The organism is Nocardioides sp. NPDC058538 (assembly GCF_042719275.1).
Taxonomy (GTDB): Bacteria; Actinomycetota; Actinomycetes; order Propionibacteriales; family Nocardioidaceae; genus Nocardioides.
In genome coordinates, this window is sequence record NZ_JBHXNY010000005.1 from 32728 (window position 1) to 45573 (window position 12846).

The 12846-nt window shown below is 70.7% G+C and carries 10 protein-coding genes and 1 tRNA gene; 10 read left to right on the forward strand and 1 reads right to left on the reverse strand.

From position 1 onward, the window contains the following. Positions 1 to 7 precede the first annotated feature (7 nt). The 10 genes from ACFWQC_RS06215 (at position 8) to ACFWQC_RS06260 (ending at position 11970) form a co-directional block, all read left to right on the forward strand. Positions 8 to 484 carry a hypothetical protein gene (locus ACFWQC_RS06215; RefSeq protein WP_378674603.1) on the forward strand — a complete coding sequence of 159 codons (477 nt, stop codon included), beginning with the start codon at positions 8 to 10 and terminating at the stop codon, positions 482 to 484. Further along, positions 481 to 3240, forward strand: a complete 2760-nt coding sequence (locus tag ACFWQC_RS06220) for a UxaA family hydrolase (protein ID WP_378674606.1) — start codon at positions 481 to 483, stop codon at positions 3238 to 3240. Before ACFWQC_RS06215 ends, ACFWQC_RS06220 begins: the two co-directional genes overlap by 4 nt. A gap of 56 nt (positions 3241 to 3296) precedes the next feature. Further along, positions 3297 to 4223: a fumarylacetoacetate hydrolase family protein gene (locus tag ACFWQC_RS06225; RefSeq protein WP_378674610.1), complete on the forward strand. Its 927-nt coding sequence runs from the start codon at positions 3297 to 3299 to the stop codon at positions 4221 to 4223. Between the two features lie 102 nt (positions 4224 to 4325). After that, positions 4326 to 5678, forward strand: a complete 1353-nt coding sequence (locus tag ACFWQC_RS06230) for an aldehyde dehydrogenase (NADP(+)) (protein ID WP_378674613.1) — start codon at positions 4326 to 4328, stop codon at positions 5676 to 5678. Further along, positions 5675 to 7474 (forward strand): IlvD/Edd family dehydratase, encoded by a 1800-nt coding sequence (locus tag ACFWQC_RS06235; RefSeq protein WP_378674616.1) that lies wholly within the window; start codon positions 5675 to 5677, stop codon positions 7472 to 7474. The genes ACFWQC_RS06230 and ACFWQC_RS06235 overlap by 4 nt, the downstream gene beginning before the upstream one ends. A 22-nt stretch (positions 7475 to 7496) precedes the next feature. Further along, the gene (locus ACFWQC_RS06240) at positions 7497 to 8831 is read left to right on the forward strand and encodes a DUF2088 domain-containing protein (protein ID WP_378674619.1); all 1335 of its coding nucleotides are present in this window, start codon (positions 7497 to 7499) and stop codon (positions 8829 to 8831) included. Further along, on the forward strand, positions 8828 to 9727 hold the full coding sequence (locus ACFWQC_RS06245; protein ID WP_378674622.1) for a U32 family peptidase: 900 nt from the start codon (positions 8828 to 8830) through the stop codon (positions 9725 to 9727). The genes ACFWQC_RS06240 and ACFWQC_RS06245 overlap by 4 nt, the downstream gene beginning before the upstream one ends. Then, positions 9724 to 11112, forward strand: coding sequence for an FAD-binding oxidoreductase (locus tag ACFWQC_RS06250; protein WP_378674625.1), 1389 nt, complete (start codon positions 9724 to 9726; stop codon positions 11110 to 11112). The genes ACFWQC_RS06245 and ACFWQC_RS06250 overlap by 4 nt, the downstream gene beginning before the upstream one ends. A 154-nt stretch (positions 11113 to 11266) precedes the next feature. Next, a tRNA-Gln gene (locus ACFWQC_RS06255) sits at positions 11267 to 11345 on the forward strand. Between the two features lie 256 nt (positions 11346 to 11601). Then, positions 11602 to 11970, forward strand: coding sequence for a nuclear transport factor 2 family protein (locus ACFWQC_RS06260; RefSeq protein WP_378674629.1), 369 nt, complete (start codon positions 11602 to 11604; stop codon positions 11968 to 11970). Positions 11971 to 12037: 67 nt separating this feature from the next. On the opposite strand, the gene ACFWQC_RS06265 is transcribed toward ACFWQC_RS06260, so the two are convergent. Beyond that, complete coding sequence (locus ACFWQC_RS06265) at positions 12038 to 12820, reverse strand: alpha/beta fold hydrolase (RefSeq protein WP_378674632.1); 783 nt, start codon at positions 12818 to 12820, stop codon at positions 12038 to 12040. Between the last annotated feature and the right edge of the window lie 26 nt (positions 12821 to 12846).

The following is a 12846-nucleotide window of genomic DNA, read 5'->3' on the forward strand; positions in this document are numbered from 1 at the left end:
GACCGGCATGTCCGTGGAGAGGACCGACCAGTTGCCGGCGGTAGCCCCCCGTCCGCGGCCTCGAGTCCGGCACGGCATCCTGGCCGCTGGGCTCGCAATCGTCGCGCTCCTGCGCGCCGGTCAAGGCGACTGGTGGTGGACGCTCGTGTTCGCCGGTGGCGCCGCGACCGAGGTCGCCGCCTGGTTCTTGGAGCGCCGTCGAGCGCCGTCGGCGGTGCCCGTGTCCGTGTCCGGCCCGACCACGCCGCCCGATGCGGCGGTGCTGCTGAAGTCGCTCGAGGCGCATCGGCGGGCCAGCCGTACCTGGACGGCACTGACCGTCCTCGCGCTTGCCGTCGCCGGCTCCTTGCTGGCAGGAGCCCCGGCGCTCGCCACGGTCGTAGCCCTCCTCGGCGTCGCTGCCTTGGCGCTGCGCCGCCGCAGCCTGCGCACCTGCGCACAGATAGAGCGGCTGCTGGACGCAGCCGAGGACGGAGAACCGTGACGACCGCGACAACGACGGGTGAGCCCTGGCTCACCGACCTGGTCCTGCTGCCTGAGCCGGGCGACAACGTCGGCGTGGCGCTGCGGACACTCGCGTCGGGCACCCCGGTGCGGCTTCCCGACGGGCGAGTCCAGCGGTTGCCCCACACGGTCCTCGAGGGGCACCGGCTGGTCGTCGAGCCGGTCAGGAGCGGTGCACCGCTGCTGTCGTGGGGCACCCCTTTCGCCATCGCCGAGCAGGACCTGCTGACCGGGGACTATGTCTGCACCGCGAGCACCCTCGCGGCGCTGCGGCAGCGTGACGTGCAGGGACTCCCGACCGAGCCGACCGCACGCAACGTCGCGATGGACCCCTTCGTGCTCGACCCCGCCGAGCTGCGGTTCGGTGCGCAGGCCGTCAGTGACGACCGGCGTACGTTCCAGGGCTACCGGCGCGCCTCCGGGGGCTGGGGCACCCGCAACCACGTCGTGGTCGTCGCGGTGACCTCGCGCGGTTCATCGTTCGTCACCGAGCTCGCGCGCCGCTTCGAGGGTGAGCGCAGCGACACCTTCGACGGGGTCGTACCGGTCGCCCACACCGAGGCTGGTGAGGACGTCACCCCCAACAACGTGTCGATGGTGCTCTCGGTGTTGGCCGGCTTCCTCGTCCACCCCAACGTCGGGGCCGTGCTGCTGGTCGACGAGCCGGGGTCGGTCATCGACGCCGAGCGGGTCCGCGCCCAGGCCCACGAGCTCGGTCTCGGCGACCCGGTGGTGCCCTGGCAACGGTTGACACGTGAGGGCGCCTTCGCCGCCGACCTGGACCGGGCCACCGACGTTCTCCGGGGCTGGATCCCCCAGATCTCCGAGGTCCGTCGCGAGCCCGCTCCACTCTCCGAGCTGAGCGTGGCTCTGCAGTGCGGTGGCTCCGACGCCTTCTCCGGGATCTCGGCGAACCCCCTCGCCGGCGCGCTCGGCCGAGAAGTCGTGGCCCGGGGCGGCACTGCGGTGCTGGCGGAGACCGATGAGCTCATCGGTGCCGAGGGCTTCGTGCTGGAGAACGTGCGCGACGAGGAGACCGCACGGCGATTTCTGCGCAAGGTCGAGTCCTTCAAGGAACGGGTCGGGTGGCACGGCCAGACCGCCGAGGGCAACCCGTCAGGTGGCAACGTCTACCGCGGCCTCTACAACATCGTGCTCAAGTCGATCGGCGCCGCGCGTAAGCGCGACCGCGCGATGCGGCTGGACCACGTCGTCGACTACGGCGAGCCGATCCCGGGCACCGGCTTCGTCTTCATGGACAGCCCGGGCAACGACCTCGAGTCGGTGGCGGGGCAGGTTGCCAGTGGCTGCAATCTGGTCCTCTTCACCACCGGAAACGGCTCCATCACCAACTTCCCTTTCGTGCCGACGCTCAAGCTGGTGACCACCTCCGCGCGGTACGAGCTGCTCTCCTCCGAGATGGACATCGACGCCGGTCGCTACCTCACCGGCACCCCGATGGAGGAGCTCACCTCCGAGTACCTCGACCTCCTCGTCGAGGTTGCCTCCGGAAGGCCCTCAGCGGGCGAGCGAGCCGGCCACAGCCAGGTCTCGATCTGGCGCGAGTGGCGTCAGACGGGTCCCCGCGAGGGCGTCGCGGTGCCGCCCGACGGCCGACTCTCGCGTGAGCTCGAGGACTTCCCGGCGGATGACCGCGACGCCCTTCTCGAGGGGCTGCCACTGCCGGCCGTCGCACCTTCGGCGGCAGCACCGGACCTGTCGTACGCCGCGCACGGCACCGAGACCGGCGGGGTGCCGGAGCAGGTGGCGCTACTGCTCCCGACGAGCCTGTGCTCGGGACAGATCGCCGTCCGGCTCGCCCGGCAGGCCGAAGACGAGGGCTGGTTCGGCAACACCGTCGACCGGGTTGTCGCACTGCCTCACACCGAGGGATGCGGCGTGACCAGCGGCGCGGCGGAGGAGACCTTCGTGCGCACGATGCTCGGCCACCTCACGCATTCGCACGTACGGCTCGGGCTCCTGCTCGAGCACGGCTGCGAGAAGACCCACAACGACTACTTCCGTCACCGCCTGCTGAGCGCGGGTGCCGACCCCGACAGCTTCGGCTGGGCGAGCATCCAGCGCGACGGGGGCTTGGAGGCGGTGGGGGAGCGGGTGCGTACCTGGGCCCGTTCTGCCGCTGCCCACCTCGACCCGCCCGACGCGGTCTGTGCCGACCTCGGCGGCCTGAGCCTCGGCCTCGAGGCATTCGGTGACCTCACGCCGGTCGCCCGGGAGCTGCTGGCCACCGTCGGCGGGTGGGTGGTCGCTGCGGGCGGGTCGGTGTTGCTCGGAGACCGTGGCAGCCTGGTTCGCGACCCAGAGTTCCGTCGCCTCGTGTTCGGCAGCGACGCGCAGGTCGCCCCGACGCTCGCACACGGACAGCGGGCGGCAGTGCCGGGCTGGCACGTGATGCGGATGCCAGGCTCGGACTGGCTCGAGGTGGCTACCGGTCTGGCCTCAGGTGGGGCGCAGCTGCTGCTGGCCCACGCCGTCGGTGGCAGCCTCACCGCTCCGCGGCTGGTGCCGCTGGTCCAGGTCACGACCGACCCGGCGACCGGCGAGACCTTCGGCCCTGACCTCGACAACGTGCTGACCGGACCGGCCAGCGCTGCGGCGTACGACGTGGTGGTGCTGTTGCGCCAGGTCGCGTCCCGCGAGCGCGTCCCCGCCGCTGCGGCCCGCGGCGACGTCGGTTTCCAGGTCACCCGTGGGCTCCTGGGCACCTCGATGTAGTCCCTATCCGCACCGATCCGCGCACCACCACCACGACGAGAGGAACGACCTCCACCATGCACCTGCTCCGCTACGCGACGGCCGCTGGCGCGAACCGCGTCGGCGTCCGTGACGACGACGGCGTGCTTCGCCCGCTCACCGACCACGCCACCATGGCAGACCTTCTCACCCTGACCCGCGACCAGCTTCGCGAAGCCGTGACCCGGCCCGGTGGGCTGGGTGAGCCCGAGGACCCCGACACGGTGGCGCTGCTGCCCCCGCTGGACGGGCGCGGCGAGGTGTGGTGCGCCGGCGTCACCTACGAGCGCTCCCGCGGTGCGCGTGCGGAGGAGAGCGTCGAAGCCTCCGTCTACGATCGTGTGTACGCCGCGGAGCGCCCCGAACTGTTCCCCAAGTCGCCCGCGTGGCGGGTCGTGACCGACGACGAGCCGATCGGAATTCGAGAGGATTCCGGCCACGACGTGCCCGAACCGGAGCTGGCCCTGGTGGTCAACCGCCACGGCGAGATCGTCGGGCTGGGCATCTGTGACGACGTATCCTCCCGATCGATCGAGGGCGAGAACCCGATCTACATCCCGCAGGCGAAGATCTTCTCCGGCGGGTGTGCGGTCGCGGCCGCCGTGCGGCCGGCCTGGGAGGTCTCCGATCTCCACGACCTGACGATCACGATCGACGTCAGCCGGGACGGAACCACCGTGTTCGGTGGTTCCACGTCGACCTCGCACCTGGCCCGTCGGCTCGAGGACCTGGTGTCCTACCTCTGCCGTGCCCACGACTTCCCCGACGGGGTGGTGCTCGCCACCGGGACCGGCATCGTCCCCGAGCTCGACTTCGCCCTGCTCGCCGGAGACGTCGTCACCATTGACATCGAGCACGTCGGCCAGCTCCGCAACACCGTCCGCGTCGGCCGGGAGGCCTTCGAGTGCCTCGCGGAGACCCCCCAGACCCGACCCACCCTTGGTTTCCTCCAGGAGGCACGATGACGACCACTGCCCCCACCCAGGACCTCGACGACGTCCTCGCTGCAGCGGAGGCTGCCGCGGCGGCGATGGCCGCCAGCCCCCCCCGCCCAACGTGCGAGCTGGTTGCGTGCCGCGGCGGACGCCCTTGACGCCGCCCTCGACGACCTGGTCCCGGTTGCGATGGAGGAGTCCCATCTGCCGCGACCGCGCCTCACCGGTGAGGTGGGACGCACCAGCGGCCAGCTGCGGATGTTCGCGGCCGCCGTCGAGCGCGGCGGCGTCTCGGGTCTCGTGCTCGACGGTGCTGAACCCGACGCATCCCCTGTCCCGCGTCCCGACCTGCGCCGGATGTTGGTGCCGGTCGGTCCGGTCCTCGTATTCGCGGCCAGCAACTTCCCCTTCGCGTTCAGCGTCGGGGGCGGCGACACCGCCTCGGCGCTCGCGGCCGGCTGCCCGATGGTCGTCAAGGCCCATCCCGGCCATCCGCAGACCTCCCGCGACACCGCCCGGGTGCTGCGCGACGGACTCGTCGGTGCCGGCGCACCCGAGGGCGTCCTCGGACTCGTCGAGGGCGTCGACGACGGGGTCACCGCACTGCAGGACCGACGGATCCGGGCAGCCAGCTTCACCGGCTCGGTCGCCGGTGGCACCGCCCTCCACGAGATCGCAGCCTCCCGCCCGGACCCGATTCCCTTCCACGGTGAGCTCGGCAGCATCAACCCAGCGGTGGTGACCAGCGCTGCCGCGGCGGTCCGCGGGGCAGACCTGGTCACGGGCTTCATCAACTCCTTCACCCTGGGTGTCGGCCAGTTCTGCACCAAGCCGGGGCTGCTGTTCCTGCCGGTCGGCCACGGGCTCGAGGATGCGCTCGCAGAGGCGACCGGTGCCGGCACCGGACCGATGCTCCACGACGGCATCCGGGGCGCCTTCGACTCCGGCGTCGAGCGGCTTCGCAAGGTCGCCGGCGTCGACGTGCTCGCCGAAGGGGACGGGGATGCTGTCGATCCGCGGCCCACGTTGCTTCGCACCGACGTCGCGACCTTCCTCGCCGAGGCGAGCATCCTCGCCGAGGAGTGCTTCGGTCCCGTCTCCGTCGTCGTGGAGTACGACGGCACGAGCGAGCTGCTCGAGGCCCTCGACCGCATCGAGGGGTCGCTGACCTCCACCTTGCACGCAGAAGACGACGAGGTCGAGCGGCTCGGCGAGGTGGTGACCTCCTTGGCCGCCCGATCCGGCCGGCTGGTGTGGAACGGCTGGCCCACGGGTGTCGCGGTCTCATGGGCGATGCAGCACGGGGGTCCGTTCCCGAGCACCGTCGGCCCCGCGCACACCAGCGTCGGCGTGACCGCAGCGCGCCGCTTCCAGCGGCCGGTCTGCTATCAGGACACCCCGCAGGCCGCGCTGCCCCCGGAGCTGCGCGACGGCAACCCGCTCGGTCTCGAGCGCCGCGTCGACGGCGTGGTGACCACCTCATGACCGAGATGTTCGACGCCGATGGCAACAAACCGAAGGCTGCTGCGGTCGGGCCGCCGCCGAAGGGTCGACGCAGCCACGAGCACTGGTTCGGCGAGGAGGGGCGGCAGGGGTTCTTGCACCGCTCGTGGATGCGGAACCAGGGGTTCACCGACGAGGTCTTCGACGGACGACCGGTCATCGGCATCTGCAACACCTGGTCGGAGCTGACTCCCTGCAACGCGCACCTGCGCGAGCTCGCCGAGGCGGTCAAGCGGGGCGTTTGGCAGGCCGGTGGCTTTCCGCTCGAGTTCCCCGTGATGTCGCTGGGCGAGACCATGTTGCGTCCCACCGCGATGCTGTTCCGCAATCTGATGAGCATGGACGTCGAGGAGTCCCTGCGCGGCAACCCGGTCGATGGCACAGTGCTTCTCACCGGCTGCGACAAGACCACGCCAGCGGCGGTGATGGGCGCGGCCAGCGTAGATCTGCCGGCGCTCGTGGTCACCGGTGGTCCGATGCTCAACGGCAAGTTCCGCGGTTGCGACATCGGGTCCGGCACGGCGGTGTGGCAGTTCACGCAGGACGTCAACGCCGGCCGGATGTCGCCCGCTGACTACCTCGAGGCCGAGAAGGGGATGTCACGCTCGCGCGGTCATTGCATGACCATGGGTACCGCCTCCACGATGGCCAGCATCACCGAGGCGCTCGGCCTCCAGCTGACAGGGTCGGCGGCCGTCCCCGCCGTCGACTCCCGCCGCTTCGCGATCGCCCAGAGGGCCGGGCAACGCATCGTCGAGATGGTCCACGAGGACCTGCGGCCCAGCCACATCCTCACCCCCGAGGCCTTCGCCAACGCCGCTCGCGTCAACGCCGCGATCGGCGGCTCGACCAACGCCGTGATCCACCTGCTGGCCATCGCCGGGCGGGTCGGCGTCGACGTCACGCTCGACGATCTCGACCGGTGGGGTCGCGACGTGCCGTGGCTCGTCGACCTGCAGCCATCGGGCCGTTACCTGATGGAGGACTTCTTCTATGCCGGCGGAGTGCCCGCGGTGATGAACCTGATCAGTGAGCTGCTCGACAAGGACGCCATCACCGTCACCGGACGCACCATGGGGGAGAACATCGCCGGCGCGCGCGTCACTGAGAACACCGACGTGATCAGGCCCTTCGCGAACCCGATGGGCTTCGGCGCCGGTACAGCCGTGCTACGCGGCAACCTCGCTCCCGACGGGGCCGTGATCAAGCAGTCGGCCGCCACCGAGCGATTGCTGCGCCACCGCGGCCGGGCGCTGGTCTTCGCCAGCATCGAGGAGTACGACGCGGCCGTGACCGATCCCGACCTCGATGTCGACGCCGACACCGTGCTGGTGCTGCAGAACTCCGGTCCGCGTGGTTACCCGGGGATGCCGGAGGTCGGCAACCTGACGATCCCGCAGAAGCTGGCCGAGCAGGGCGTCGACGACATGGTCCGGATCTCCGACGCCCGGATGAGCGGTACGGCGTACGGCACGGTGGTGCTGCACGTCGCTCCCGAGGCAGCCGTCGGAGGCCCGCTGGCGCTGGTGCGCAGCGGCGACTGGATCGCCCTCGATGTGCCGGGCCGCTCGCTGGAGCTCGAGGTGGACGAGACCGAGCTCTCCCGGCGGAGGGCTGAGTGGGAGGCGGCGACCACCGGCGATCAGGCGCGTGTCCGCCGCGCCGAGCGTGGTTGGGCCCAGCTCTACGTCGACCACGTCACCCAGGCCGATCGCGGCTGCGACCTCGACTTCCTGGTCGGCGGTAGCGGCCACGACGTCGCGCGGCAGAGTCACTGAGCCGGCGCAGCGAGGAGTCGACATGAGTGACCATCCGGCCCACGGGGCGTTCGCGGCGGTGATCGGGCTGCGGCCGAACGTAGCCCTGCCCGACGTCGTGCCCGTTCAGCGACGAGTGCCCGTGCAGACGCAGGTCGATGACGTCCCGGCCGCCGTCCGGGAGGCCCTCGAGCCGCTGCGCTCCCGGATCAAGCCGCGAATGGGCGTGGCCGTGACTGCGGGCAGCCGCGGTATCCACGACATCGCCGACGTCATCACCGCCGCGGTGGCCTGGTTACGGGAGGCAGGGGCGGAGCCGTTCGTGGTCACGGCGATGGGTTCCCACGGCGGCGCCACCGCCGAAGGGCAGCGGGAGGTGCTGGTCGACCTCGGCATCGAGGAGGCTCGAGTCGGTGCCCCCGTGCTCACCGGCGTGGAGACCGTCGAGATCGGCCGACTGCCCGACGGCAGCCCCGTCCACCACGACGCCGTCGCGGCCGGGGCCGACGGCGTGCTCCTGATCAACCGGATCAAGCCGCACACCGACTTCCGGGGCCGCGCCGAGAGCGGGCTGGCGAAGATCGCGGCCATCGGTCTCGGCAACCATCGCGGTGCCACGTCCCTCCACGCCGGCGGGGTGGCCCAGCTGGGAGACGCGATCCTCGACGCCTTCGAGGTGATCCGCGGCCACGGTCATCTGCTCGGTGGCCTCGGCATCGTGGAGAACTCCGCCGAGCGCACCGCCGAGATCGTGCTCGTGCCGCCGGAGGAGATCGGTGGTGACGGTGAGAAGCGGCTGCTCGAGCGGGCGGCTGCGCTGCTGGGGCGACTGCCCTTCACCGAGCTCGACGTCCTCGTCGTCGACGAGACCGGCAAGGACAAGTCCGGCACCGGCATGGACACCAACGTGCTCGGTCGCACCTGGGTACCGCGCGTGCCGGAGCTCGACTCGCCGCAGATCACCGTGGTCACGGTCCACTCCCTCACGTCCGCATCTCACGGCAACGCTGCCGGCCTCGGCCTCGCCGACATCGTTCCGCTGCGGTTGCTCGAGCAGGTCGACGTGCGGGCGACGTACGTCAACTCGATCACGTCCGGCACCGGAGGGCTGCGCCGCTCCCGGTTTCCCATGACGCTCGCCGACGACGACGCCGTGCTGCGCGCGGCCGTCGCCATGTGCGGACGTCGCGATCCGGCCGAGGTCCGGCTCGCCCGGATCAGCGACACGCTGACCCCGGGCCGGCTGCTGGTGTCGCCCGCCCTGCTCGACGAGGTCGCCGCCGCCGACGACCTCGAGGTCGTCGGACCCGCTCAGCCCTTGGTCGACGACACGCTCTGCCTCACCCAGTTCCCACCCCAGGAGGATCCACAACCGTGACTGACCAGAAGCATCCCAGCGACCTGTCCCACGCCCACGGCGCGGTGTCGGGCCTCGGTTACCCCGCACTGAGGCCGGACCTGCCGGTGTCCCATGCTCGGTTCCCCGAGGGAGCGGCGTACCGCATCGAGATCCCCAGCTGCGAGGGGCCTGCCGTGATGCGCGCCGTCGTCGCCGAGTCTGCCGAGCTGGGGGTGAAGGTCGACCGGGTGTCCCAAGGCAGCGGAGTCATGATGCTGACTGACGACGAGATCACCGAGATGGTCGACCTCGGTGAAGAGGAGGACATCGAGGTCTGCCTGTTCCTCGGCCCCCGCGGCGCCTGGGGCACCGGCGGCCAGGCCAAGGTGTCTGCTGCGGTCGGCGGGACCGCGCGCGGCGGGGCGGAGGTGACGGCCTGCGTCGCGGATGCGCAGCGCGCCGTACGTCTCGGGGTTCGAAGCTTGCTGGTCGGCGACCTCGGCGTTCTGGCCCTGCTGGGCAGGATGAAGCGGGCAGGTGCCCTGCCCGAGGATCTGGTGCTCAAGACCTCGGTCCTGATGCCACTGACCAACGCCCCCACGGCTGTCGTCTATGAGCAGATGGGTGCCAACAGCCTCAACGTCTCGACCGATCTCGAACTCGCCACCCTGGCCGAGATCCGCGCGGCGGTGACGTCACCGATCGACGTCTACGTCGAGGTGCCCGACGACCAAGGTGGCAGCGTCCGCTTCTACGAGGTGCCCGACCTCGTGCGCCACTGCGCTCCGGTCTTCGTCAAGCTCGGGGTACGCAACGCCCCCAACATCTACCCCACCGGCCGGCACCACGAGGCGACCGCGATCGCGCTCGGCCGTGAACGGGTACACCGCGCCGCGCTCGTGCTGCGTCTGATGGAAGCCGAGGGACTGCGATGACCGCCATGTCCGGTCTCGACCACACCGTGCTCGACGAGCTCACCCGGGCGCTCACCGAGGCACCGGTCACCGACCCCGACATCCTCGACGGCCACCGTCACGACATGGCGTCGTTCTGCCCGGCCGGCGTCCCAGCCGCGCTGGTGCGGCCACGGACTGCTGCCGAGGTCTCCGCGGTGCTCCGCATCGCCTCGGCACACCGGATCCCGGTCGTGCCGCAAGGCGCGCGCACCGGTCTGTCCGGTGCCGCCAACGCCGTCGATGGGGCACTCCTGCTCTCGCTGGCCCGGATGGACGCCGTGCTCGAGGTCGACGTGATCGACCAGGTCGCCGTGGCGCAGCCCGGCGTCACCAACGCTGCCCTGTCGCGCGCCGTCGCGGAGGCCGGACTCTTCTACCCGCCGGATCCGTCGTCATGGGAGTCCTCGACCATCGGTGGCAACGTCGCCACCAACGCCGGTGGCCTGTGCTGCGTCAAGTACGGCGTCACCGGTGACTTCGTGCGCGGGCTCGAGGTGGTTCTCGCCGATGGGGAGGTCATCCGCACCGGTCGGCGCACGGTCAAGGGCGTTGCCGGATACGACCTCACCAGACTGCTCGTGGGATCCGAAGGCACCCTGGGGGTCATCACCGAGGTCACGCTCGGTCTGCGTCCCGCCCCCGAGCCGGTGCTCACCGCCGCCGCTACCTTCCCGGCTGCCGCCGGCGCGCTGGCAGCAGCCGCGGAGGTGATGGCCGCCGGCCTGCGACCCTCGTTGCTGGAACTGATCGACCAGGTCACACTCCGGGCGATCCAGGACCTGCGCGACTTCGGGTTCGAGCCCGACCTCGGCGCCATGCTGGTGGCGCAGTCCGACCGCGGCGGCGGGGCGGCCGATGACGTCGCCCGGATCGCCGAGATCTGCCGAAACCATGGTGCCCGCGACGTGGCAGTTGCCGAGAACGCCGAGGAGGGCGAGCTGCTGCTGGCTGCCCGGCGCTCCGTGAACGCGGCTCTCGAGCGGCTCGGCGCCACTTTGATCGACGACATCGCCGTCCCGCGCTCTCGACTCGGCGACCTGCTCGAGGGACTGCACGAGATCGCGTCCGAGCACGAGGTCCTCATCGCCTGCCCCGGCCACGTCGGCGACGGGAACATGCACCCCACCGTCGTCTTCGACCGCGCTGACCCCGACGCCGTCCGCCGAGCCGAGCTCGCGTTCGGCCAGGTGATGCAGTTGGGCCTGACGCTCGGCGGCACCATCACCGGCGAACACGGCGTAGGTCGGCTCAAGTCTGCTTGGCTGCGCGAGGAGGTCGGCAAGCGCAGCTGGGACCTACAGCGCCAGCTGCGGGCTGTCTTCGACCCCGCCGGCATTCTCAACCCCGGCGCGGTGACGGGATAGCCGGATGGTCATCCGGCGGTCTCCAGTGCAACGTGCTCCTCGACCACGATCCGGCCGCCTGAACCACCGGTCCGGGTTTCGACCGGCATGCAGCGTCAGTGCGCGGAGCAACGGCGCTGCCGTCTACAGTTGTCCCGTGCGTTTCGACGTACGTTCCCCGGTTGGTCTGCCGGCAGGGCCCGCCTGACTTTGAATCAGGACTAGCGACGTAGGTTCGACTCCTACCCGGGGAGCAGAAAGCCCGTCCTGACCTGCACATTGGCAGATCAGGACGGGCTTCATCCTTCCGGACGGCACACGAGAATGGCACACGTCGAGCCAGAATCGGTTCCGATCTCGGCTGCTCTGCGTCCTCGCAGGTGCGCGGCGACCCTGACCTGGCGCAGCGCCTCGAGGTCCCTTGAGGCGCGATAGGTTCCAATCATGGATATGAATGCCTATAGGCAAGCCGCGTTGCGCACCCGCTAAGGTCACCGACTGGTGACTCAATTGCACAGTTACATCGATGCATGGCGGCTCCACGACGTCGACGCGGTGCTGACCACGCTGACCGATGACTGCGTGGTGATCGAGTCCTATGGCCCGGTCTACCGGGGCCGGCCCCGCGTGGAGCAGTGGATGAACGCGTGGTTTGCAGCTGGCGGTCGCGTCGACGCCTGGGACATCACGACGCATGCCGCCGCCGGTGAGTTCCTGATGGCCGAATGGAGCTTCGAGTGCACCTGGCGGGGCCAGGCCGGCCGATTCGAGGGCTGCTCCATCGCGAGGCTCGACGGCGATCGCATCGCCTACCTCCGCGAGTACGCCACCAGTGGCCCGCTCTATGCCTGGACCGGTACCTGGCGCGATCAGCAATGAGCCGCTCTTGACCAGGCGATGATGTCGAACTGACGTCGCTAGGGAGCATCTCGAGTGTGAGTGCGGCTCATGCAGCGTGGCGGCGGAGGAAGGTGCGGAGGATGTCGTTGAACGCCCGCGGAGCCTCGAGGTTGCTGACGTGGCCGCAGCCGGGGATGACGGCGAGGGTGGCGCCCCGGATCTGGCGCTCGAACTCGTGGGCAACGGACAGGGGTGAGCGTGCGTCGAGGGCGCCCCAGATGAGCTGGGTGGGGACCTGGATCGTGCCGAGCACGCCGGTCAGATCGGCTTGGGCCATCGCGGTCAGGGCGTTCAGCATGCTGTGGCGGCGTACGTCGGCTCCCATCGCCTCCATCAGGGGGACGAACTTCGGCGGCGGAGGGCCGGCGAAGAGGCCTGGGAGGGTCGGGTCGAAGCTGCCCTCCGGCTGGTCCAGCAGGCCTGCGAGGCGGGCGTCGGCCTCGTCGGGTCCGAGGGAGCCGCGCCAGCCGGCGTAGCCGTCGGCGAGAACCAGGCTTCGAGCCACCGCAGGGTGGCGACGGTAGAGCTCGAGGATGACGGTGACTCCCCAGGAGAGCCCGACGAGGGAGCACGGAGAGATGTCCAGGGCGCGGATCAGCCCGGCAAGGTGGTCTGCGTAGTCGCTCAGCGCGAAACCTGCGGGCACGTCGCCGGAGCCGCCGGCGCCGGGTTCGTCCCACGCGATGACGGTGAACTCGTCCGAGAGGGCGTCGAGCTGTGGTGTCCAGGCGCGGCCGTCCTCGGCGCCGCCGTGGACGAAGACGACCGCGGGACCGTTCCCGGCGCGCCGGTAGGCGATGCGCAACCCGTCGATCTCGACGACATCCATGAACCGACCGTAGCGCGCTCGACGAC

Coding starts and splice junctions, on each gene's coding strand:
- ACFWQC_RS06215 (WP_378674603.1), top strand. CDS start 8: ATGTCCGTGGAGAGGACCGACCAGTTGCCGGCGGTAGCCCCCCGTCCG.
- ACFWQC_RS06225 (WP_378674610.1), top strand. CDS start 3,297: ATGCACCTGCTCCGCTACGCGACGGCCGCTGGCGCGAACCGCGTCGGC.
- ACFWQC_RS06235 (WP_378674616.1), top strand. CDS start 5,675: ATGACCGAGATGTTCGACGCCGATGGCAACAAACCGAAGGCTGCTGCG.
- ACFWQC_RS06240 (WP_378674619.1), top strand. CDS start 7,497: ATGAGTGACCATCCGGCCCACGGGGCGTTCGCGGCGGTGATCGGGCTG.
- ACFWQC_RS06250 (WP_378674625.1), top strand. CDS start 9,724: ATGACCGCCATGTCCGGTCTCGACCACACCGTGCTCGACGAGCTCACC.
- ACFWQC_RS06265 (WP_378674632.1), bottom strand. CDS start 12,820: ATGGATGTCGTCGAGATCGACGGGTTGCGCATCGCCTACCGGCGCGCC.